The 22,017-nt window shown below is 71.0% G+C and carries 20 protein-coding genes; 10 read left to right on the forward strand and 10 right to left on the reverse strand.

Annotated features, from left to right (window positions below):
* Window positions 1-29 precede the first annotated feature (29 nt).
* Both H8838_RS03665 and H8838_RS03670 read left to right on the forward strand, forming a co-directional pair.
* Entirely contained in the window at window positions 30-917 is an 888-nt protein-coding gene (locus tag H8838_RS03665; protein WP_185995901.1) for a branched-chain amino acid ABC transporter permease, read from the forward strand.
* Window positions 914-2,041, forward strand: a complete 1,128-nt coding sequence (locus H8838_RS03670) for a branched-chain amino acid ABC transporter permease (protein WP_185995902.1) — start codon at window positions 914-916, stop codon at window positions 2,039-2,041. The genes H8838_RS03665 and H8838_RS03670 overlap by 4 nt, the downstream gene beginning before the upstream one ends.
* A 90-nt stretch (window positions 2,042-2,131) precedes the next feature.
* Here H8838_RS03670 and H8838_RS03675 read toward each other — a convergent pair whose 3' ends face one another.
* Together H8838_RS03675 and H8838_RS03680 are read right to left on the reverse strand one after the other, a co-directional pair.
* Window positions 2,132-3,103 carry an NADPH:quinone oxidoreductase family protein gene (locus tag H8838_RS03675; protein WP_185995903.1) on the reverse strand — a complete coding sequence of 324 codons (972 nt, stop codon included), beginning with the start codon at window positions 3,101-3,103 and terminating at the stop codon, window positions 2,132-2,134.
* Between the two features lie 159 nt (window positions 3,104-3,262).
* Window positions 3,263-4,519 (reverse strand): acyl-CoA dehydrogenase family protein, encoded by a 1,257-nt coding sequence (locus tag H8838_RS03680; protein ID WP_185995904.1) that lies wholly within the window; start codon window positions 4,517-4,519, stop codon window positions 3,263-3,265.
* 141 nt (window positions 4,520-4,660) lie between these two features.
* On the opposite strand from H8838_RS03680, the gene H8838_RS03685 reads away from it, so the two are divergent.
* The 4 genes from H8838_RS03685 to H8838_RS03700 all read left to right on the forward strand — a co-directional run bounded on the left by H8838_RS03685 (window position 4,661) and on the right by H8838_RS03700 (window position 8,204).
* Window positions 4,661-5,530 carry a TetR family transcriptional regulator gene (locus tag H8838_RS03685; protein WP_224766357.1) on the forward strand — a complete coding sequence of 290 codons (870 nt, stop codon included), beginning with the start codon at window positions 4,661-4,663 and terminating at the stop codon, window positions 5,528-5,530.
* A gap of 61 nt (window positions 5,531-5,591) precedes the next feature.
* The gene (locus H8838_RS03690) at window positions 5,592-6,947 is read left to right on the forward strand and encodes an MFS transporter (protein ID WP_185995905.1); all 1,356 of its coding nucleotides are present in this window, start codon (window positions 5,592-5,594) and stop codon (window positions 6,945-6,947) included.
* A gap of 57 nt (window positions 6,948-7,004) precedes the next feature.
* The gene (locus H8838_RS03695; protein WP_185995906.1) at window positions 7,005-7,781 is read left to right on the forward strand and encodes an SDR family oxidoreductase; all 777 of its coding nucleotides are present in this window, start codon (window positions 7,005-7,007) and stop codon (window positions 7,779-7,781) included.
* A 117-nt stretch (window positions 7,782-7,898) separates the two neighbouring features.
* Window positions 7,899-8,204 carry a putative quinol monooxygenase gene (locus H8838_RS03700; protein ID WP_185995907.1) on the forward strand — a complete coding sequence of 102 codons (306 nt, stop codon included), beginning with the start codon at window positions 7,899-7,901 and terminating at the stop codon, window positions 8,202-8,204.
* A gap of 20 nt (window positions 8,205-8,224) precedes the next feature.
* On the opposite strand, the gene H8838_RS03705 is transcribed toward H8838_RS03700, so the two are convergent.
* The 8 genes from H8838_RS03705 to H8838_RS03740 form a co-directional block, all read right to left on the reverse strand.
* Window positions 8,225-8,989, reverse strand: coding sequence for an SDR family NAD(P)-dependent oxidoreductase (locus tag H8838_RS03705; protein ID WP_185995908.1), 765 nt, complete (start codon window positions 8,987-8,989; stop codon window positions 8,225-8,227).
* A 12-nt stretch (window positions 8,990-9,001) separates the two neighbouring features.
* A complete protein-coding gene (locus H8838_RS03710) occupies window positions 9,002-10,207 on the reverse strand; it encodes an acyl-CoA dehydrogenase family protein (protein ID WP_185995909.1) in 1,206 nt (401 codons plus the stop codon).
* A gap of 59 nt (window positions 10,208-10,266) precedes the next feature.
* Window positions 10,267-11,301, reverse strand: coding sequence for a phosphotransferase family protein (locus H8838_RS03715; protein WP_185995910.1), 1,035 nt, complete (start codon window positions 11,299-11,301; stop codon window positions 10,267-10,269).
* An 8-nt stretch (window positions 11,302-11,309) separates the two neighbouring features.
* Window positions 11,310-12,464 carry an acyl-CoA dehydrogenase family protein gene (locus H8838_RS03720; protein WP_185995911.1) on the reverse strand — a complete coding sequence of 385 codons (1,155 nt, stop codon included), beginning with the start codon at window positions 12,462-12,464 and terminating at the stop codon, window positions 11,310-11,312.
* On the reverse strand, window positions 12,454-13,374 hold the full coding sequence (locus H8838_RS03725) for a crotonase/enoyl-CoA hydratase family protein (protein ID WP_185995912.1): 921 nt from the start codon (window positions 13,372-13,374) through the stop codon (window positions 12,454-12,456). The genes H8838_RS03720 and H8838_RS03725 overlap by 11 nt, the downstream gene beginning before the upstream one ends.
* A 22-nt stretch (window positions 13,375-13,396) precedes the next feature.
* Window positions 13,397-14,587 carry a thiolase family protein gene (locus H8838_RS03730; RefSeq protein WP_185995913.1) on the reverse strand — a complete coding sequence of 397 codons (1,191 nt, stop codon included), beginning with the start codon at window positions 14,585-14,587 and terminating at the stop codon, window positions 13,397-13,399.
* 91 nt (window positions 14,588-14,678) lie between these two features.
* Complete coding sequence (locus H8838_RS03735) at window positions 14,679-15,488, reverse strand: enoyl-CoA hydratase/isomerase family protein (protein ID WP_185995914.1); 810 nt, start codon at window positions 15,486-15,488, stop codon at window positions 14,679-14,681.
* Entirely contained in the window at window positions 15,485-17,128 is a 1,644-nt protein-coding gene (locus H8838_RS03740; protein WP_224766358.1) for a long-chain-fatty-acid--CoA ligase, read from the reverse strand. Before H8838_RS03740 ends, H8838_RS03735 begins: the two co-directional genes overlap by 4 nt.
* A gap of 231 nt (window positions 17,129-17,359) precedes the next feature.
* On the opposite strand from H8838_RS03740, the gene dctP reads away from it, so the two are divergent.
* The 4 genes from dctP to H8838_RS03760 all read left to right on the forward strand — a co-directional run bounded on the left by dctP (window position 17,360) and on the right by H8838_RS03760 (window position 21,993).
* Window positions 17,360-18,445 carry a TRAP transporter substrate-binding protein DctP gene (gene dctP / locus H8838_RS03745; protein WP_185995915.1) on the forward strand — a complete coding sequence of 362 codons (1,086 nt, stop codon included), beginning with the start codon at window positions 17,360-17,362 and terminating at the stop codon, window positions 18,443-18,445.
* Between the two features lie 68 nt (window positions 18,446-18,513).
* Window positions 18,514-19,041, forward strand: a complete 528-nt coding sequence (locus tag H8838_RS03750; RefSeq protein ID WP_185995916.1) for a TRAP transporter small permease subunit — start codon at window positions 18,514-18,516, stop codon at window positions 19,039-19,041.
* Window positions 19,038-20,411 carry a TRAP transporter large permease gene (locus H8838_RS03755; RefSeq protein ID WP_185995917.1) on the forward strand — a complete coding sequence of 458 codons (1,374 nt, stop codon included), beginning with the start codon at window positions 19,038-19,040 and terminating at the stop codon, window positions 20,409-20,411. Before H8838_RS03750 ends, H8838_RS03755 begins: the two co-directional genes overlap by 4 nt.
* A 19-nt stretch (window positions 20,412-20,430) precedes the next feature.
* A complete protein-coding gene (locus H8838_RS03760) occupies window positions 20,431-21,993 on the forward strand; it encodes an AMP-binding protein (RefSeq protein WP_185995918.1) in 1,563 nt (520 codons plus the stop codon).
* Window positions 21,994-22,017: the final 24 nt, after the last annotated feature.

Genomic DNA, 22,017 nt, shown 5'->3' on the forward strand with positions numbered 1-22,017 from the left:
GACGACCGCCCCCACGAAGGAGTCATGAAGTGGAGCTCTTCCTCCAACAGCTGCTGGACGGCATCGCCACCGGCGCGCTGTACGGCTCGCTCGCCCTGAGCGTCGTCCTGGTCTACCGGGCGTCCGGCATCGTCAACTTCGCCCAGGGCGAGATGGCGATGTTCGCCGCGTTCCTCACTTGGCAGGCCCACACCTGGGGCGTACCCCTGGTGCTGGCGATCGGCCTGTCGATGCTCGTCGCCGTCGTCTTCGGCGCTGGGGTGGAGCGGGTCCTGATCCGCCCCTTCGGCACCACCGCGGCGGCGCACCTGTCGCTGATCATCGTCACCCTCGGCCTCATGCTCGTGCTCACCAGCGCGGCTGGCTGGACCTGGGGCTACCTGACCAAGCAGGTGCCCCCGGTCTTCGGCGAGGGCGTCGTCGACGTCGGTGCCTCGGCGATGTCGCGGCAGGCGCTCGGGATCATCGCCGCGGTCGCGGTGATGTCCGTCATCCTCTACTGGCTCTTCCAGAAGACCCGGCTGGGGCTGGACATGCGGGCCGCTGCGAGCAACCCGGAGTCGGCCCGGCTCTCGGGCATCCCGGTCGGCCGGATGCTGATGCTCGGCTGGGGACTGGCCGGCGCCATCGGCGCCCTGGTCGGCGCGCTGGCCGCGCCGCAGCTCTTCCTGCAGCCCAACATGATGGCCTCGATGCTGCTCTATGCGTTCGCGGCCGCGACGCTCGGCGGCTTCGACAGCCCCGTGGGAGCGCTCATCGGCGGGCTGCTGGTCGGCGTGCTGGAGAACATGGCCGGCACCTACATCGACATCATCGGCAACGACTTCAAGCAGGCGGTCGCCCTCATCATCATCATGGCGGTCCTCCTCTTCAAGCCTGAGGGACTCTTCGGGAGCAGGACGGTGGCACGGGTATGAGGGAGCATCGGACCAACCACGGCGGCGGCCTCGCCGCCGCGCGGCGACAGCTGACCCGGCTCCGGGAGCCGCACGCGCCGCTGGACGCGCCCGTCTGGCTGCGGGCCGCCACCTTCTGCCTGGTGGCAGGCGTGGCGGCGCTCGTGCCCCTCTACGCGCAGCCCTACGTCAACTTCGACCTCAGCATGGTGATGATCTATGCGATCGTCGGCATGGGGCTCAACCTGCTCACCGGCTTCAACGGTCAGATCTCGCTGGGCCACAGCGCCTTCTTCGCGACCGGCGCCTACGTGGCGGCGGTGATGATTCAGGACGGCTGGCACTACCTCGCCGTCCTTCCGGTCGCCGTCGTCGTCACCTTCGTGCTGGGCTACCTCTTCGGCCTCCCGGCGCTGCGGCTCCAGGGTCTGCAGCTGGCGCTGGTGACCCTGGCCCTCGCGATCGTGACGCCGGCCGCCATCAAGCGGCTCGACGACTTCACCAAGGGCCAGGAGGGGATCAACCTCTACACCGCCCAGCCGCCCGAGTGGACCGGCCTCGAGCGCGACCAGTGGGTCTACCTGCTCTGCCTGGTCGGCGTGCTGGTGGCCTGGCTGCTGACCACGCGGATCGCCAGCGGACGGGTCGGCCGCTCACTGGTCGCGGTACGCGACAACGAGACGGTCGCCCGCACCCTGGGCGTGCGCAGTTCGCGCACCAAGACCACGGTCTTCGCCCTGAGTGCCGCCTACACCGGCGTCGGCGGCGTGCTCTACGTGTACGTCGTCCAGTTCGTCGGGCCCGACAGCTTCGGCCTCGTGATGGCGATCGCCTTCATCTCCCTCATCGTGGTGGGCGGCCTGGGCACGATCAGCGGGGCGGTCTTCGGCGCCTTCTTCATCACCTACGTGCCGGAGTGGACAGCCGACGTCAACCAGGCGGCGGCCGGCATGGTCTATGGCCTCTCGCTGATCGTCTTCATGTTCGTGATGCCGTTCGGCATCGCGGGCCTGGCGCGGGCGGCTCTGCGACCGGTCGTCGACCGGGTCCCGGGGAGGCGCAGCCTCCTGAGCGACCGCAGTGCCCCGACCGTCGGCGGCGCCGCGGCGCCCGTCGAGGGGCCCGAGGAGCTCGTCCGCAGCTGAGGCCCGGCGCCACCCGAGAAGGGCCGACAAGCACCGAGGGGGCGGACCACGACCTGGTCCGACCCCTCGGTGTCTTCCGTGCGGTCTGCGTCAGGCGTGGACCTGCACGACGATCTTGCCCACCGTGCCCCGGTCGCCGAGCCGCACCAGCGCGGAGGCGGCGTCCTCCATCCGGACCTCGGCGCCGATCAGCGGGTCGATCAGGCCGTCGCGCCAGAGCCGGGCGAGGTTCGCCTGGATCCGGTGGGCGAAGGACGGGTCGTGCTTGCGGTAGAGCCCGTGGTGCAGCCCGACGATGCTGTAGTTCTTGATGAGCGGGTGGTTGACCCCGACCTCGGGGATCCGGCCGCTCGCGAAGCCGATCACCAGCAGCCGCCCCTCGAAGGCGATGCACTTGCGGCTGCGGTCGAAGACGTCGCCACCCACCGAGTCGTAGATGACGTCGGCGCCTCGGCCGTCCGTGGCCTCCTTGACCACCTCGACGAAGTCCTCGGTGAGGTAGTCGACGACCACGTCGGCGCCGAGCCGACGGCAGACCTCGACCTTCTCAGGCCCGCCGGCGGTCGCGACCACCGTGGCACCCGCGGCCTTGCCGAGCTGGATCGCGGCGCTGCCGACCCCGCCGGCACCGGCGTGGACCAGCAGAGCCTCGCCCTCCTGGAGCGCCGCTCGGCGGTGCAGCCCCGACCACCCGGTGTGGTACGTCGTGACCATCGCCGCCGCCTTCGGCAGCGGCATGCCCTGCGGCACCGGCAGCACGTCGGCCTCGGGGACGACCACCAGCTCGGCGAGCGTGCCGTGGGGGAGGCGCGGGGCGACCACGACCTGCTCACCGGCGCGCGGACCCGTCACGACGGTGCCGGCGGCCTCGAGGCCGGGGGTGAAGGGCAGCTCGGGCCGCTCCTGGTACTTCCCCTGGCTCAGCAGCAGGTCGGGGAAGTTCAGGGCCGCGGCCTCGACCCTCACCAGCACCTGCCCGTCACCGGGCTCCGGGTCGGGGAGGGCGACCAGCCGCATCACCTCGTCGGGCTCTCCCAGCTCCTGCACCTGCCATGCGCGCATCTCGTCTCCGTCTCTTTCGTCGTGCCCTGTGTCGTGCCGAGTCTCGTGCCTTGTCGTGCTGCGTGTCGTGCTTCGTCGTGCTCCTGGCCGACGCGCCTCGGCCCCCGACCCCGCACCCGTGGGGGTGAGGGGGCGGGGGCCGTCACGCAGCCGGTCGCCTCAGGCGTTCTTCTTGCGGCTTCCCATGAAACCGAAGAGGGTGCCCGCGACCTTGCGGATCTGGATCTCCTCGGCGCCCTCGGTGATCCGGTAGCGCCTGTGGTGGCGGTAGATGTGCTCGAAGGGCTGGTTGCGCGAGTAGCCCTCCCCGCCGAAGACCTGGATCGCCCGGTCCGCGGCCTCGCAGACGAGGCGGTTGGCCCGGTAGTTGGCCATCGAGACGTACTCGCTGACCTCGGTGGGGTCGCCGGCGCGGTCCAAGGTCCAGGCGGCCTTGCGGACGAGGCCGCGGACCATCTCGGCCTCGGTGTGCAGCTCGACGAGCGGCCACTGGACGGCCTGCTTGCGCGACAGCGGCTCGCCGAAGGTCTTGCGCTGCCGCGCCCGCTCGACCGCGCGGTCGATGCAGTACTGCGCGGCGCCCAGGCTGGAGGCGGCCTGGCGGATCCGGTTCTCGTGGAGGAAGTGCTGAGCGATCATCAGGCCCTCGTCCTCCTTGCCGAGGATGGCGGAGTGCGGGACCCGGACGTCGTCCACCGAGACGTTGGCGTGGTCGGTGGGCATGTTGAAAGTCCAGTCGTAGCTGGTCACCTCCAGGCCGGGGGTGTCCATCGGGACGACGAACGCGGTGATGCCGCGGGCGTCGCCGTCCTTGCCGCTGGTGCGGGCGAAGACCACGTCGTGGGTGGCGCTGTGCACCCCGGAGTTCCACTTCTTGCGACCGTTGATCACCCAGTGGTCACCGTCGCGCACGGCGCGGGTCTCCATCCAGGTGGCGTCGCTGCCGTGGTCGGGCTCGGTGAGGGCGAAGGCGACCCCGCGGGTGCCGGTGATCATCCCCTCGATCAGGTCGTCCTTCTGCTCCTGGGTGCCGAACTCGTGCACGATCATCGCGAACGGCAGGTTGGCCACGATCGAGGACTCGTTCTGCAGATCGTTGTGGAGGCCCAGGCCCTTGGCGGCCAGGTGCTCGCGGACGACGGCCATCTCGAGGTTGCTGGCGCCGCGGCCACCGAGCTCCTCGGGCAGGGCGTAGCGGAAGAGGCCGGCCCGGTCGGCCAGGCGCTTCATCTCGGCCAGCAGGTCCTCCCACTCCTGTGCGGGCGTGCCGTCCGCCTCCCAGTTGGTGCGGGCCCACTCTCGGCGGTGGTCGAAGTACTGGGGGTGCTTCGCCTCGAGCGGCTTGATCTCCTTTTCGATGAAGGCGTCGAGCTCCGCGAGGAAGTCCGTCAGCGCGGGAGGCAGGTCGAAGTCCATATGAGGTCCCTTGTTTAGCGGTGACTGAGTGATCGCTAGATTAGGCCGAACGAGTTGGCTGTGTCCAGGGCCAGAATGCATGCGGCGCCGCTGTTCAGAACTCCCGAGCAGGCGCTCTCCCGGGTGGGTTATCGTCTGAACGTGGTCACGTTGTCGGAGTCCGAATCGCCGGGCGTCTCCCTGCCCTCTGGTGGAGGCGCTGCCCTGCGCCGCGCGCGCAAGGAGCGCGGTCTCAGTCTGCGTGAGCTGGGGGAGCGGGCGGGCGTGAGTGCCGCGACGCTGAGCCAGCTCGAGACCGGCAAGACGACGCTGAGCGCGGAGCGTGCGCAGTCGCTGGCCGCCGCGCTCGATGTCGACCCGCACCGGCTCCACCCCGACCTCTCGCTGGACGGGCGGCGCGACGCCGCTCCCGAGGGACCGGGCGACTGGCGGCACTTCCCGCCGTTGCAGCTGGACGTGGCGTTGCGGGGCGCCCTCCAGTCCTTCACCGAGAAGGGATTCCACGGGTCCTCGGTGCGCGACATCGCGCGCCGCGCGGGGCTCTCGGTCCCCGGGCTCTACCACTACTACCCGAGCAAGCAGGCGATGCTCAGCGCGCTCTTCGACCTCGGCATGGACGACCTCCTGGCTCGCAGCCGGGTTGCCCGTGAGGAGGGCGCGGACACCCGCGAGCGGTTCGTCCACCTCGTCGAGGCGCTGTCGCTCTTCCACGCCCACCGCCCCGAGCTCTCGTTCCTCGGCACGAGCGAGATGCGCGCCCTCCCGACCCGCGACCGGCGCCGGCACGCAGAGATCCGGAGCCAGCAGCAGCACATGGTGGACGACGAGGTCGAGCTCGGCGTGGAGGAGGGGGTGTTCACCACCTCGGAGCCGCGCGGGGCAGCGCGGGCCGTCGTGACGATGTGCCAGGGCATCGCCCGTTGGTACAGGCCCGGCGGGCTCTACACCCCGGAGCAGATCGCCGCGCAGTACGTCGAGTTCAGCCTCGGGACGGTCGGCGCGCGGCCGTGAGCGCGATCCGCAGCCCGACGCGCCGGGAAAGCGGTGCGCCCCTGCCCGGTCGGCGACCGGCGTGACCGCCCCCCAGGACGCCCGACGGATCTCGTTGCTGCTCGGCCTCCTCTTCGGGCTGGCGGGCATGGGCTCCTCCTCCGCGGCCGTCGCCCTGCCGGCCGTGGCTGCCGAGCTCGGCACCTCGGTCGCCGTCGCGGCGTGGACGATCAGCGGCTACGTGCTGCTGCTCGCGGTCGCGACCCCGGTCTACGGCCGGGTCTCCGACCTGGTCGGTGTACGGATCCCACTGCTCGTGGGCGTGGGCCTGATGAGCCTCGGGGCGCTCGGGGCCACGGTCGCCTCGTCGTTCGAGCTGCTCCTCGTCGCGAGGGTCCTTCAGGGTGCGGGGGCGGCGGCAGTCCCCACCCTCGGCGTCACCGTGCTCAGCGCCCGCTTCGAGGGCGAGGTGCGCGGCCTCGCGCTCGGACGACTCGCGGCCGTGGCGGCCGCGGTGAGCTGCGCGGGCCCCCTGCTCGGCGGGGTGGTCCAGGACCGGGTCGGCTGGCGCGCGGTCATGGCCCTGCCCGTCCTGGGGCTGCTCGTGCTGCCGTTCATCTGGCGCGCCGTCGCGGGCGGTGGGTCCGGCGCCCGGCTCGACGTCGTCGGGGCGGTCCTTGTCGCGGGGACCTCCGCCGGCCTCGTCATGATCGTCCAGTCGCCGTCGACCGGGGTCACGGTCGCCGCCGTGGGGGCGGTCCTGCTCGCCGCAGGGACGCCCCTGGTGGCCCGCCGGGTCCGGCGCCACCCGCACGGGTTCCTGCCGGCCTCGGTGATCCGCAACGGCACGGTGCTCCGCTCTGCGCTGGCCGCCTCCGCGCTCCCGGCCTCGTGGTTCGCCATGCTGGTCGGCATCCCGGCCGCCCTGGTCGCGGAAGGCTGGCTCGCCTGGGAGGTTGGTCTCCTGATGCTGCCCAGCACCGTGGTCGCGCTGCTCACGCCGCGGGCCACCGCGTGGCTGCTGCTGCACCGCGGAGGGCCGCAGACACTGGTCGTCGCAGCGTCCGTGGCGGCGGGCGCGCTGCTGGTGTCGGCACTGGGCACCTCCCAGATGTGGCCCGTCGCCGTCGGCGGCGCCGTCCTGCTGACCACCTTCGCCTTCGGGCTGGGCCAGCCCGCCATGATCGCCGCGGTCGGGGACGCCGTCGGCAGCGAGGTGCGCGGCGCTGCCCTCGGAGTGGCGACTCTCGTCTTCCTGGTCGGCGGCAGCGTCGGCTCCGCGGTGGTCGCCGGACTCGGCGAGGTGCTGGGCATCGGCGGGAGCCTGTTGTCGCTGGCTGTGCTGCCCCTGCTGGGGATCGTCGCCATCCTTCCTGAGGTGCGGCGTCACGGCCTGCCCCACGTGGCAGACGCCGGGCTCGGCGACGGACCCGGGTGACCCCGCCGGCCTGACGGGGACAGGATGGAGACCCACCGGCGAAGAGGAGAGAGAACGATGGACCTGGAGCTGAAGGGTCGGACCTACGTGATCACGGGTGGTTCCGACGGGCTGGGCCTGGCGACCGCCCGCAGGCTCGCCGCCGAAGGTGCCGACGTGGCGATCTGTGGGCGGGACAAGACCCGGCTGGGTGCCGCCCTCTCGGTCCTGGAGGGGCTGCCCGGCGGGTCGATCGGTGTGCAGGCGGACGTCCGCGAGGTCGCCGACCTCGACAACCTGGTGGACCGCACCCTCGACCGCTTCGGTCACCTCGACGGGGTGATGAACAACGCGGGCCAGGCCGCCGCAGGCGCCTTCGAGGGGCTCGACGACGCCGAGATCCTCGCCGACCACGAGCTCAAGGTGATGGCGATGGTGCGGCTCACCCGCGCCGCACTGCCGCACCTGAAGGAACGCGGGGGAGCGGTCCTCAACAGCCTTGCCGCGTCGGCCAAGGCCCCGGTCGCCGGCAGCCTCCCCACCTCGGCCTCGCGCGCCGCCGGGCTTGCCTGGACCAAGGCGATGGCCCAGGAGCTCGCCCCCGCCGGGGTGCGGGTCAACGCGATCCTCATCGGCTACATCGACAGCGACCAGTGGGTGCGGGCTGCACAGCGCGCCGACCAGTCGTACGACGCCTACACGGCGGCTCTCGCGCAGCGGCTCCGGATACCGATGGGCCGCCTCGGCCGCTCCGAGGAGTTCGCCGACGTCGCGTCGTTCCTGCTCTCGCCCCGGGCGTCCTACGTGACCGGTGCGTCCGTCAACGTGGACGGCGGCTTCTCGCCCGTCCCCTGACCAGGCTGTGGCGGGTCGCTGACGCGGGCCGTGACACACGTGGCCTACCTGAGCGAGCGCTCGGTTACGATCGGGCGACCATGCCGCGAGGTGGCGTGGCCGACCCAAGGAGACCTCATGATCAACGTCGTCGCGACCCTGTCGACCAAGCCCGGCTCGGGGGCCACGCTCGAGGCGGCCGTTGCCGAGGCGCGGTCCACCGTTCTCGCGAACCCGCGGTGCTCGCGCTACGACCTGCAGCAGAAGCGGAGGAGCCAGACCGACTACGTGATGCTCGAGGCGTGGGAGAGCACCGAGGCCCTCAAGGAGCACACGGGTTCCGAGGCGTTCAAGCGGCTCGGCGGCACGCTCGCCGAGGTGCTCGCCGGTGCGCCCGAGATCTTGGTCCTGGACCCGGTCGGCGAGCAGGTCCCGCTCGCCTGACCGGGTCCGGACGGCGGTGCTCACACCGTGGTGGTGAGCCCGCCGTCTACGACCAGGGTGGTCCCGACGACGTACGTCGAGGCGTCGCTGGCCAGGAAGATCAGCGCGGAGTCCAGCTCCTCCTGCCGGCCGAAGCGGCCCAGGACCGAGTGGTCCGCCACCAGCTGCTGCAGCACGTCCTCGTCGGTCCCGGTCATCTCGGAGGCGAAGTACCCCGGGCAGAGTGCGTTGACGCGGATGCCCTTCCGGCCGGCCCACTGCTGCGCCAGGTCGCGGGTGAGACCGATGACGCCGGCCTTGCTCGCGGCGTACGCGGCCTGCGGGTAGCGCGAGGCGAGCAGCCCGTGGACGCTCGAGATGTTGACCACCGAGGAGCCGGGGGGCATGTGCGCGGCGCAGGCCCGTGCCATCAGGTAGACGCCGTTCAGGTTGACGTCGACCACCCGCGTGTAGACGTCGGGGTCCTCGCGCAGGGCGACGCCGGAGTGGCCCAGGCCCGCGTTGTTGACCAGGACGTCGATCCGGCCGAACTCTTCGACCGCAGCCCTCGCGAGCGCGTCGCAGTCGTCCCGATCGGCCACGTCGGTACGTCGGGTGAGCACCCGAGCGCCGCCGGCCCGGAGCTCGTCGGCCAGTGCTACGAGCCGGTCCTCGCGGCGGGCGGCCAGGACGAGAGTGGCACCGACCGCGGCGCAGGCGCGGGCGAAGCCCGCGCCCAGGCCAGAGCTGGCGCCGGTGATCACGACGACCTTCTCGTCGAGGCGGAAGCGGTCCAGGGGGTTCATCGGTTCGTCCTCTCAGCCGCGGTGCGGCGGGGTCTTCTTCATCTCGACGCGGGCGACCGTCCGGCGGTGGACGGCATCGGGGCCGTCGACGATCCGCAGCACCCGGGCCCAGGCGTAGAAGTAGGCGAGCACGGTGTCGTCGGAGACGCCCATGCCGCCGAAGACCTCGATGGCGCGGTCGATGACCTTCGTCGCCATGGCCGGGGCCGACACCTTGATCTCCGAGATCTCCGAGCGGGCGCCCTTGGCGCCGTGCTGATCGATCAGCCACGCCGCGTTGTAGACGTGCAGCCGCACCATGTTGATGTCGATGCGCGACTGGGCGATGAGGTCCTGCACGTTGGCGTAGTCGGCGAGGTGGTGGCCGAAGGCCTCTCGCGACTTCGCGCGCTCGACCATGAGGGCCAGCGCCCGCTCTGCCATGCCGATGGCGCGCATGGCGTGGTGGATCCGGCCGGGGCCGAGGCGGGCTTGGGCGATCTTGAAGCCGTCGCCCTCCTCGCCGAGCAGGCTGGTGGCCGGGACACGGACGTCCTCGAAGACCAGCTCGCAGTGTCCGTGCTGGTCGTTGTAGCCGAAGATCGGCAGGTCCCGCTCGATGGTGAGCCCGGGGGTGTCCCGGGGGACCAGGACCATCGACTGCTGGAGGTGGGCCTCCGCCTCGGGGTCGGTCTTGCCCATGACGATGAAGACCTGGCAGCGCTCGTCGGAGGCGCCGGTGATCCACCACTTGCGCCCGTTGATCACGTACTCGTCACCGTCCCGAGTGATCGACGTGGTGATGTTGGTGGCGTCTGAGGAGGCGACGTCGGGCTCGGTCATGGCGAACGCGGACCGGATCTGCCCTGCCAGCAGCGGCTCGAGCCACCGCTCCCGCTGCTCGGGGGTGGCGAACAGCTCGAGGGTCTCCATGTTCCCGGTGTCCGGGGCCTGGCAGTTGATCGCCTCGGGTGCGATCACGGGGGACCAGCCGGAGATCTCGGCCACCGCGGCGTACTCCAGGTTGGAGAGGCCGGAGAGCGACGGCAGGAAGAGATTCCACAGGCCGCGACGCTTCGCCTCGGCCTTCAGCTCGTCCATCACCGGTGGGAAGGCGTGCGGGCCGTGCTCCTTCAGGTGCGCGGCCCACACGGGCTCGGCGGGGAAGACGTGGGACCGCATGAAGTCCCACATGTTCTCGGTGGCCTCCTGGGCCTTGGCGGAGAGGGCGAAGTCCATGAACGGGTCCTCGGGGGTAGCAGGGTCTGGGTGTGTGGCGGTACGACGTCGGAGCAGGGTCAGAGCAGGTCGAGGCCGGCCGACGCGACGGCCAGCACCTCGTCGTCGAGGTTGCCGAAGTCCTGGCCGCCCATGGCGCCTGCACGGGCGCGGACGGAGACGCCCTGGGCGATGACGGCGAACTTGAAGTGGGCGAACGCCGTGTAGACGTCCAGGTTCCCGAGGTCGGCCCCGGTCACCTCGGCGTAGCGGTGGGACAGCTCGTCCCGGGTCGGGAAGCCCGGCAGGTGGGTGATGCCCGGGGTGAGGGAGGAGACGTCGGGCTCGCCGGGCTCGCGCCAGAAGAGCAGGAGCATCCCCAGGTCGGCGAGCGGGTCGCCGAGGGTGGAGAGCTCCCAGTCCAGCACCGCGTTGATCCGGCCCGGGTCGGCCGCGTCGAGCACGACGTTGTCGATGCGGTAGTCGCCGTGGGCGATGGTCGACCGCTCCTGGGCCGGGATCCGCGCCGCAAGGCGGCGGGCGAGCTCGTCGACCTCGGCCACCGGGTGGGTCGCAGACTTCTCCCACTGCCCGGTCCACCGGCGGACCTGACGCTCCATGAAGCCGGACGCGCGGCCGTAGTCGCTCAGCCCGACGGCCTCCGGGTCGACGTCGTGGATCGCCGCGAGGATGTCGATGAAGCCGAGGCCCAGGGCGCGCCGCTCCGCCTCGGTGGTGGCGTACCCGTCGGGCAGCCGGTCTCGGACGATGTGGCCGGGGACCCGCTCCATGACGTAGCACTGGATCCCGATCAGGTCGCCCGGGTCGGCGAGCACGATGCGCGCCGTCGGCACGGGGGTGTCGGCCAGCGCCGACTGGATCCGCGCCTCACGGAGCATGTCGTGGGCGCTGGGCAGCAGCTCGCCGGTCGGGGGGCGCCGCAGCACCATCTCGCCGGCCGGGCTGGAGAGCATGAAGGTCAGGTTGGACTTGCCCCCGCTGATCAGCTGGGCCCTCACCTGCGCCCAGCGCTCGTCCCCGGTGGTCTCCACCAGGGCCGGCCCCAGGCGGTCCGGGCGGACCAGCTCGTCCGCCGTGATCGTCGTCTCGGTCATCGTGGCCCTCAGATCCGACCGGCAGCGATGCTGCGGCCGATGATGTGCTTCATGATCTCGTTGGTGCCGCCGAAGATCTTCTGCACGCGGGAGTCCTGGTAGGCGCGGGCCACCGGGTACTCCAGCATGAAGCCGTAGCCGCCGTGCAGCTGGACGCAGCGGTCCACGATCCGGTTCTGCACCTCGCTGGCCCACCACTTCGCCTGGGCAGCGTCGACGTCGGTGAGCTCGCCGGCGTTGTAGGCGAGCACCGCCTTGTCGACGAAGGCGCGGGTCACGTCGAGCTCGGTGCGCATCTCCGCGAGCTGAAAGCGAGTGTTCTGGAAGTCGATGATCGACTGGCCGAACGCGGTCCGGGCCTTGGTGTACTCGACCGTCGCGTCGAGCACGGCGGTGGTGATCCCCAGAGCCCAGGCGGCGATGGAGAGCCGCTCGAGGGGCAGCATGTTCTTCAGCTGCCCGAACCCGCCGCCGACCTCGCCGAGGACGTTGGCGTCCGGGACGAAGACGTCCTCGAAGAAGAGCTCGGCGGTGTCCTGCGCGTGCAGCCCGACCTTGTTGAGCTTGCGGCCGCGGCTGAAGCCTTCGAACTCCTTCTCCACGGCGAGCAGGGTGAACCCGCGGGGGCCGCCATCGGGATCGGTCCGGCAGACGGTGATGACGACGTCGGACTGGATGCCGGAGGTGATGAAGGTCTTCGCGCCGTTGACGACCCAGCCGCCGTCGACCTTGGTGCCCGTCGTCCGGATGCCCTGGAGGTCCGAGCCCGTGCCGGGCTCGGTCATGGCGACGGCCATGATGAGCTCGCCGGCGAGCATCGGGGGCAGCCAGCGCTGCTGCTGCTCCTCGTTGCCCAGCTCGACGACGTAGGGGATGAGGATGTCGTCCTGCAGGGAGAACGACGAGGCGAGCGACGAGGCGAAGACCTTGCCGAGCTCCTCGTGCACGACCATCCGGTAGCGGTAGTCGCCGCCGGCACCGCCGAGGTGCTCGGGGGCGGTGAGGCCGAGGATGCCCTGTTTGCCGGCAGCGACCCACGTGTCCCTGTCGATGAGACGCTGCTCGTCCCACTTCTCGAGGTGGGGCGTCACCTCGCGGGCGACGAACGCCTTGACGGACTGGCGGAAGGCCTCGTGGTCGTCGTCGTACAGGTCACGCTTCACGGTGGTACTCCTTCAGGACGGCCGGGTCGAACTCCGGCGCCGGGACGGATCGGAAGATGTCGGGCAGCTCGGTGCCCACGCGGTCGGGGAACACGGGGCTGCGCTTCTCCAGGAACGCCGCGAACCCCTCCTGGAGGTCGGCGCTGACGCCGCGCAGGTTGATGGCCAGGGACTCGACCTGGTGCGCGGTCATCGGGTGGTCGGCCCCCAGCATCCGCCACAGCATCTGGCGGCTCAGCGAGGCGGAGACGGGGGCGGTGTTGTCGGCGATCTCGCGGGCGAGCCCGCGGGCGGCGGCGAGCAGGTCGTCGGGGGCGTGCAGGCTTCGGACCAGTCCGCCCTCGAGGGCCGCGGTAGCGGGAAAGACCCGGCCGGTGAGCACCCACTCCATCGCGGTCTGCATGCCGACGAGGCGGGGCAGGAACCACGAGGAGCAGGACTCCGGGACGACGCCGCGGCGGTTGAAGACGAAGCCGAAGCGGGCGTCCTCGCTGGCGAGCCGAACGTCGCAGGGCAGCAGCATGGTCGCCCCGACGCCGGTGGCTGGGCCGTTGACCGCGGCGATGACGGGCTTGAGCGAGGAGTAGATCCGCAGCACCACCCGTCCGCCGCCGTCGCGCCGCATCGGCATCGGCTCGCCGGGCACGTCGATGCTGGTGCCCTCGGGTGCCGTGGTCGAGGTCCGCCAGTTGACGAACGCGTCCGCCCCGTCGCTGACGTCCATCCCGGCGCAGAAGGCGCGCCCGGATCCGGTCAGGATGACCGCCCGGACGTCGTCGTCCGCGTCGGTGCGGTCGAACGCCTCGACCAGCCCTGCCTCCATCTCGTCGGTGAAGGCGTTGAGCACCTCGGGCCGGTGCAGGGTGATGGTGGCGATGCCCTCGGACACCTCCAGCTGGACGACGCTCACGAGCTCGATCCCCTCGTCCGGCTCAGAGCCGCTCGATGATGGTGGCGTTGGCCATGCCGCCGCCTTCGCACATGGTCTGCAGGCCGTAGCGTCCGCCCGTGGCCTCGAGGTGGTTGACCAGGGTCGCCATGAGGCGCGTCCCTGAACCGCCGAGCGGGTGGCCGAGCGCGATCGCGCCGCCGCGGGGGTTGACCTTCGCGAGATCCACGCCGAGCTCCTTGGCCCACGCCAGGGGGACGGGGGCGAACGCCTCGTTGACCTCGAAGGCGTCGATGTCGGCCAGGTGCAGGCCGGAGCGCTTGAGCGCCTTCTCGGTGGCAGGGATGACGCCCGAGAGCATGAGCACCGGGTCGCTGCCGGTGACCGAGAAGGTGTGGAAGGCCGCCCGCGGGGTGAGGCCGAGGGCGGAGGCCTTCTCCTCGCTCATGATCAGCGCCGCGGAGGCGCCGTCTGTCAGCGGGGAGGAGTTGCCCGGGGTGATGTGCCACTGGATCTCGGGGTACTTGGCAGCCATCTCGTCGTCGTGGAACGCCGAGCGAAGGCCACCGAGGCCATCGACGGAGGTGCCGGCCCGCACGGTCTCGTCCTGCAGGTGGGCGTGGCTGGCGCCGTCGGCGTCGGTGATCTGCACCGGCACGATCTCGTGGTCGAAGGCGCCGCTCGCGGAGGCCTCGGCGGCCAGTCGGTGCGAGCGCGCCGCGAACTCGTCGAGCGCACCGCGGTCGAGCCCCCAGCGGGCGGCCATGAGCTCAGCGCCGTAGCCCTGAGAGGGCAGGCCCTCGGGGTAGCGCGCGTCGAGCGGGCCGAGCGGGTCGCCGCCGGCGAGGTTGGAGAACATCGGCACCCGGCTCATCGACTCGACGCCGCAGGCGATCGCGACGTCGTACGCCCCGGCGATGACCCCTTGGGCGGCGAAGTGGGCGGCCTGCTGGCTGGAGCCGCACTGGCGGTCGACCGTCACGCCTGGGACGTGCTCCGGCAGCCCGGCGACCAGGGCGGCGGTGCGGGCGATGTTGAGGGTCTGGTCGCCGACCTGGCCGACGCAGCCAGCGATGACGTCCTCGACGAGGCCCGGGTCCACCCCGGTGCGTTCGACGAGGGCCTTGATGGTGGTGGCGAGGAGGTCCGCCGGGTGCACGCCGGAGAGCGCGCCGCCTGGCTTGCCCTTCCCGGAGGCGGTGCGGACGATGTCGACGATCACGGCGCGAGTCATGTGAGTTCCTTACTAAACGTTCGTTCGGGTCAGGTTATGTGCCACGCAGCCCCGTGGTCAAGGGCCGGATGTGGCAGGCGACCCGGCGGTCTCAGCGGTGCTGGTAGCTCGGGGGTCGCTTCTCGAGGAAGGCGGCCCGCGCCTCCGCGGCGTCCTGGGTCAGGGCGGTGATCACCTGCTGGCGGTTCTCGAACTCGATCGCGGTGGCAAGGGTGGGCATCTCCAGTGCCGCCCACATGCCCTGCTTCGTCAGGCTGACCGACGCGGGTGCGTTGAGCTTGATCTCCTCGGCCTTCTCCAGCGCGGTCGCCAGGAGGCGCTCGGCGGGGACCACGTCGGCGAGCATCCCGGCCCGCTCGGCCTCCTCGGCCGAGAAACGGCGTCCGGTGAGCATCAGTTCGTGCGCCCGGCCGGCGCCGACGATCCGCGGCAGCAGCCAGGAGACCCCGATGTCGCAGGCCGAGTAGCCGGCCCTGATGAAGGAGACGGCGAAGACGGCCTCCGGGGTCGCGATCCGGATGTCGCTGGCGAGCACGAGGGCCAGCCCTCCGCCCGCAGCCGCGCCGTTGACCGCGGCGATGACGGGGTGAGGAAGGTCGTGCAGACGCTGAGTGAGGCGCGCGATCTCGCGCTGACGGTCCAGCGTGGCGAGCGGCACGCCCATCTCCTCCTCGCGCCCGGGATCGCCGTACCCGGCCAGGTCGAGGCCGGCGCAGAAGGCGCGGCCCGCGCCCGTGAGCAGGACGACGCGGCAGTCGCGGTCCACCTCCACCTCGTCGAGCGCACGGTGCAGGCCTGCCACCAGTGCGGCGTTCATGGTGTTCAGCCGGTCGGGTCGGTTCAGGGTGATCTGCCGTACGCCGTCGGCGGGCGTGCCCAGGGTGACCTCGTTGTCGCTCATCGTGCTGCCTCCTCGCTCCCGACCAGGCGCTCCCTCAGGTCGAGCTTGTTGAACTTGCCCGTGCTGGTGCGCGGGATGTGGTCGACGACGTCGAAGGTGTCCGGGATCCACCACTTGGCGACGCGCTTCTCCAGGAACGTGCGGAGCTCGGCCTCGTCCACGGGTCCGTCGACCACGACGAAGGCGTGCGGGCGCTCGCTCCAGCGCGGGTCGGGGCGTCCGACCACGGCCGCCTCACGGACTGAGGGGTGTCCCATCAGGGCGTTCTCCAGGTCGACCGACGAGATCCACTCGCCGCCGGACTTGATGGCGTCCTTGGCGCGGTCGCTGATCCGCAGCCAGCCCTGGGGGTCGACGGTGCCGACGTCACCGGTCCGCAGCCAGCCGTCGCCGGTGACCTTCTCCTCGGTCGTCCCGGGAGCGCGGAAGTAGCCTCCGGCGACCGCCGGGCCGCGCACCTCGATCTCGCCGGTGGCGACGCCGTCGTGCGGCTGGATCCCCGCCGTGGCGTCGTTCACCCGGACCTCGTAGAGCGGGCTGATCCGTCCGGCGAGGCTTCGCCGCTGCCAGCGGAGCTCCTCAGTGATTCCCGGGAGGTCCTGGCTCACGGTGGCGCCCGGGAAGATCTCGGTCATGCCCCAGCCCTGGACCACCTCGACGTCGAACCGGCGCTGGTAGTCGCGCATCATCTCGGTCGGCACCTGCGTGCCGCCCGAGAGGATCCGGCGCAGTGACTCCAGCGAGACGTCGCGGCCCTCGGGGGAGTCGAGGTGGCTGAGCAGGTCCATCCACAGCGTCGGCACGCCGGCGGACCAGGTGGCACGGTGCTCGGTGATGATCCGGCCCAGCGGGGCCGGCTGCAGGAACCGGCCGGGGAGGATGAGGTCGGCGCCCACCACTGCCGTGACGAAGGGGAGGCCCCAGCCCATCGCGTGGAAGAGCGGCACCAGGGAGAGCGCCCGGTCGTCGGCGCCCAAGCGGTAGACCTCTGTCCCCGACATGGCGATGGCGTGCAGCGTGATCGAGCGGTGCGAGTAGAGCACGCCTTTCGGGTCCCCGGTCGTGCCGGAGGTGTAGCAGAGGGAGGCTGCGGCGCGCTCGTCGAGGTCGGGCCAGGGGAAGTCCGGCGACTCGTCGGCCAGCAGCTCCTCGTAGTGCAGCGCCCCGGGCACCTCGACGCCGGCCGGGAGGTCGCCGATGACGACCACGTGCTCGACGCCGGGGCAGCGCTCCAGCACCGGCAGGAACTGCTCGGCGAGCGAGCCGTCCAGCAGCACGACCCGGTCGTCGGCGTGCTGCACTGTGTAGGCGATCTGGTCCGAGTGCAGCCGCAGGTTGATGGTGTGCAGTACGGCCCCCATGCCCATCACCCCCCAGTAGGCCTCGACGTGTTCGGCCGTGTTCCAGGAGAACGTGCCGACCCGGTCGCCCTCGCGGACGCCCAGCCTGGCCAGCGCAGCTGCGAGCCGGCCCGCCCGCAGGGCGGTCTCGCGGAACGTCTGGGTCCTGGCCGTGCCGGAGGCGTCCTGGACCGCGACGAGCTCGCAGTCGCCCGTCACGTCCAGGAGGCGACGGTGGAGGAGCTGGGTGGTCAGCTGCACGTCCATCATCAGGCCGGGCAGCGCGGGTTGGTTGGGCATGGTTCGTCTCCTCGGGACCGGGGTCGGCGGCGTGGGCGAGCGACGCTGAAGCGGCCGTTTTCCTGTTGATCGATTGATCGGTTAGCAGTTTGGGAGGAACTTGTCTTCCCGCCTGACTGAAGTGCTTGACGGGCGATCCGGCACCACTTAGCGTACCGAACGATCGTTTATGTGTCACACGACACACCCCGCCCCATCCCGCCCGAGCGGGAGTCGAGAGGACTGACAGACATGCACCACAAGAAGGCCCTGGGCCTCCTCGCCGCCACCTCCCTCGGACTGCTCACCGCGTGCGGGGGCGGCGGCGCGTCCAGCTCGGACGGCGAGGTCACCCTCACGTTCGCCAGCTTCCTCACCGAAGAGCACCCGGCCTCTGTGGCCGGCGATGCATGGATGAAGGAGGTCACCGAGCGCACCGACGGGGCGGTCACGTTCGAGACCTTCTACAACGGCTCGCTGTGCGGTGCCCCCGACAGCATCTCCTGCGCCGAGGACCGTACGGCGGACGTCGTCATGGCGGTGCCGGCGTACAACCCGGACATGACGCTGGCCAACATCGGCTCGAACGCCTTCGTGACCAGCGACCTGCAGGCCAACGGCGACGCGCTCAACAAGCTCTACCAGGAGAACGACGACTTCCGCGCGGAGTACGAGGACCGCGGCCTCACCATGCTCTGGACGTTCAACAACTCCATGCCGGTCATGGCCTCGGTCGACGAGGTCGGGTCGCTGGAGGACATCGACGGGATGTCGGTGCGCGCCTCCGGCGCGATGAGCACGGGTATCGCCGCGCTCGGCGCCAACCCGGTCGCGGTCGACCCGGCCGAGATCTACGAGTCCCTGGAGCGCGGAGTGGTCGAGGGCGCCGCCTTCCCGCTGGAGAGCATCGTCGACTACCGGCTCACCGAGGTCGCCCCGCACGTCTACGACCTGGGCGAGTTCATGGGCTCCTACGCCATGAACGCCTACACGATGAACCTCGACGCCTTCGAGTCGCTCAGCGACGATCACCAGGACGCGATCCGCGAGGTCAGCGAGGAGATCGCCGGCCGCTACGTGGCCGACTACCTCATCCCGACCATGGAGGAGAACTGCCGCTCGCTCGCCGACGCGGGCACCACCGTGGACCGCCTCGGCCCCGAGGCCCTGGGCGAGAAGTGGGCCGACGAGGCGGGCGACGAGCAGCGCCAGGCCTGGGAGATGGCCGCGTCCGAGTACACCGACGCGACCGCGATGTTCGACGCGTACCTCGCCAACATCGAGGAGGCGTCGTCCGGCGACGCTCCCACCACCGCCGAGATCTGCGCCGGCGCCTGACACAGCCTGGCACGGGGCCGGCGGGCGAGAGCGTCGCCGGCCCCGCGCCGTACCTCCGGAGGAGCGGGATGAAGAAGATCGACGAGTGGGTGGGAAGGGTCTCGGCCCTGCTCGCCATGCTGGCGGCCGTGTGCACGCTGGCGATGATGGCGACGATGATCGCCGACGTGGCGAACCGGGTGCTCGGCAACGGTTCGCTCAAGGGAGCCTACGAGCTCTCCGCGATGCTGCTGGTGGTCATCGTCTTCCTCGGGTTCGGCTACGCCGAGCGCACCGAGACCAACGTCCGGGTCACTCTCGCCACCTCGAGGATGCCCCACGCGGTGGCCCGCGTCGTCCGCCTGGTCGGAGGCATCGTGTCGACCGTCGTGGTCGCGCTCTTCGCGCGCGCGACGTGGGACCAGGCGTTGGTCTCCATGGACCGCGGTGAGTTCACCCAGGGCATCGTCGACTTCCCGGTATGGCCCACCAAGCTGGTCATCGCGATCGGCTTCACCTTCCTGACCCTCGAGTGCCTGCTGGGGATGTGGCGACGCTGGACCGCTCCCTCCGAGCAGGACGTCCACCCCGACCTGCCGGCGGAGGCCCACCTGTGAGCGCCGACCTCATCACCCTCATCGTCTTCGGGATCTTCTTCTTCCTGCTGGTCGCCGAGACGCCTGTCTCCTTTGCGCTCGCGGCGGCCGGCGGTGTCGGCATCGCGCTCCTGCGCGACGCCGAGCTGGCCTCGTCGGTCCTGGGCTCCGTGCCCTTCGGCGAGACCCACAAGTACAGCCTCGCGATCATCCCGATGTACATCCTCCTCGGCATGTTCGCGCTGCACGGGCGGCTCGCTTCTCGCGTGTACAGTGCCGCCACCGTCGCCCTGCGCCGGCTGCCAGGCGGCCTGGGGATCGCCACCGTGGGCGCCTGCGCAGGGTTCGCCGCCGTCTCCGGCTCCTCGGTCGCCACCGCCGCCAGCATCGGCAAGATCTCGGTGCACGAGATGATGCGCCACGGCTACAAGGCGCCGTTCGCCGGCGGCATCGTGGCGGTCGCGGGCACCCTCGGCATCCTCATCCCGCCGAGCGTCGCGCTCGTCCTGTACGGCGTCATCGCCCGCGAGTCCATTGCCGACCTGCTGATGGCGGGCGTCATCCCCGGCATCGTCGCCGCCCTGGCCTACTCGGTATTCATCGCGCTGCGGGCCCACAAGCACGTCGTCCCGGGCAAGGTCTCGCTCAAGGAGGCCCTCACGGCCGCCGGCGGGAAGGTCGTCGGCGGCGAGGACGACGAGGAGGTCGAGATCACCAACTTCCAGCGCTTCCGCGCCACCGCGTGGATCGCCGCCATCTTCGCCGCCATCCTCCTCGGGATGCTGACGGGTCTCTTCACCGTCATCGAGTCCGCAGCCATCGGCGCCTTCATCGCGCTGGTCATGCTGGTCGTCGAGAACATCGGCGACGGGCTCGGCACGATGATGAAGCGCGGCAAGGAGGCGATCCTCGAGGCCGCCTCGGTGACGTCGATGGCCTTCGCGCTCGTCGTCGGCGCCGGAGTGCTCTCCACCTTCCTCGTCATGGCTCGTGTGCCGATGCGGCTCACCGAGGCCGTCGTCGGGATCGACGTGCCGCCCTGGGTGATCGTGGTCGGCATCCTCGCCGTCATGGTGCCGCTGGGCATGTTCCTGGAGACCCTCTCGATTCTGGTCATCGTGGTGCCGCTGGTGCACCCCGTGGTCACGGAGCTGGGCTACTCGGGTGTCTGGTTCGGTGTGCTCTTCGTGATGATGCTCGAGATCGGCCTGGTCACGCCGCCGGTGGGGATGAACACGTTCGTGGTCTCGATGACGTCGGGCCTGCGCCTGGAGTCGGTGTTCCGCGGGGTCACGCCGTTCGTCTTCGTCTCGCTGGCTGTCGTGGCGCTGATCTTCGTCGTCCCGGACCTTGCCCTCTGGCTGCCCGAACAGCTGTCCGACCAGAACTGACAGGGAAGGAGCTGGCGAGATGGTCCTGGCACACCGACGCGAGTCCACCGCGGGTGAGGTGATCCTCCGGTCCCTGCGCCGCCACGCGGGGTCCAAGACCGCCTTCACCTGGGGCGAGGGCGACAGCAAGGACCGCGGCTCGCTGAGCTACGGCCAGGCGCTCGACGCGATCGGCCGGACCCAGGCGGTGCTCGCCGACGCCGGGCTCGGCCCGGGCAGCCGGATCGGCATCCTGTCCGGCAACCGGGTGGACTCGTGGCTCACCGCCACGGCGGCCTGGTGCAGCGGGCTGGTGGTCACGTACCTCCACCCGATCGGATCGCTGGCCGACCACCTCTACCAGCTGAGCGACGCCCGCGTGGAGGCGCTCTTCGTCGACCCCGCGAAGTTCGCCGAGCGGGGCGCGACCCTGGCCGAGCAGGCGAACCTGAAGCACCTCTACACCTTCGGGTCTGCCGAGGTGGGCCGCGACCTGCACGCGGCGCGGGAGCAGGTGGGCAGCCACGCCCCAGTGGACGTGGCCGACCCGGACGACCTGGTCTGGCTCAACTACACCGGCGGGACGACGGGCCGGCCCAAGGGCGTGCGCTACCGGCACGCCTCGGTCCTGGGGCACTCGCGCTCGGTCCTCACCGACTTCGAGCTGCCTGCGGACCCGCGCTACCTGGCGGCCGCGCCGATCACGCACGTCGCGGGCACCAAGATCCTGCCCGTGCTGCTGCGGGGCGGGAGCGTGCACCTGCTCGACGGGTTCACCGCGTCCGGGGCGCTGCGGGCCATCGAGGAGCAGCGCCTGACGATGGCGCTCTTCGTCCCCACGATGATCTACACGCTGCTCGATGACCCTGCGTTGGACAGCACGGACCTCTCCTCCCTCGAGCTGGTCCTGTACGGCGCCTCCGCGATGTCGCCGAGCCGGCTCGCGGAGGGCCACGAGCGCCTGGGCGACGTCTTCGCGCAGCTATACGGCCAGAGCGAGTGCTACCCGATCAGCTACCTCTCTCGCGCCGACCACACGCGCGGCCGCGAGGAGCTGCCGGCGCTGCTGTCGTCGTGCGGATTCCCGGTGCACGGCACCTCCGTCGCTCTGCTGGACTCCGACGGCACGCCCGTGCCGCGAGGGGAGGCGGGCGAGATCTGCGTCCGCGGCCAGGCAGCGATGGAGGGGTACCACGACCTGCCCGCGCTGACCGAGGAGGCGCTGGCCGGGGGGTGGCTGCACACCGGCGACATCGGGACCCTGGACGACAGCGGCTTCCTCACGATCGTGGACCGCAAGAAGGACATGATCGTCACCGGAGGCTTCAACGTCTTCCCGCGGGAGGTCGAGGACGCTCTCACCTCCCACCCGGACGTCGCCACGGCCGCGGTGTACGGCGTGCCCGACGAGAAGTGGGGCGAGGCAGTGACCGCCGCTGTCGTGCTGAAGCCCGGCGCCACCGTCGACGAGGCGACCCTGGTCGCCCGAGTGAAGGAGCTCAAGGGGTCGGTGCAGGCCCCGAAACACGTCCACGTGCTCACTGAGCTGCCCATGACCGCCGTCGGGAAGATCGACAAGAAGCAGCTGCGCCAGCAGCACTGAGGCCGTCGCCGGGAGGCGACTGCC

Source organism: Nocardioides campestrisoli, from assembly GCF_013624435.2.
Taxonomy (GTDB): domain Bacteria; phylum Actinomycetota; class Actinomycetes; order Propionibacteriales; family Nocardioidaceae; genus Nocardioides; species Nocardioides campestrisoli.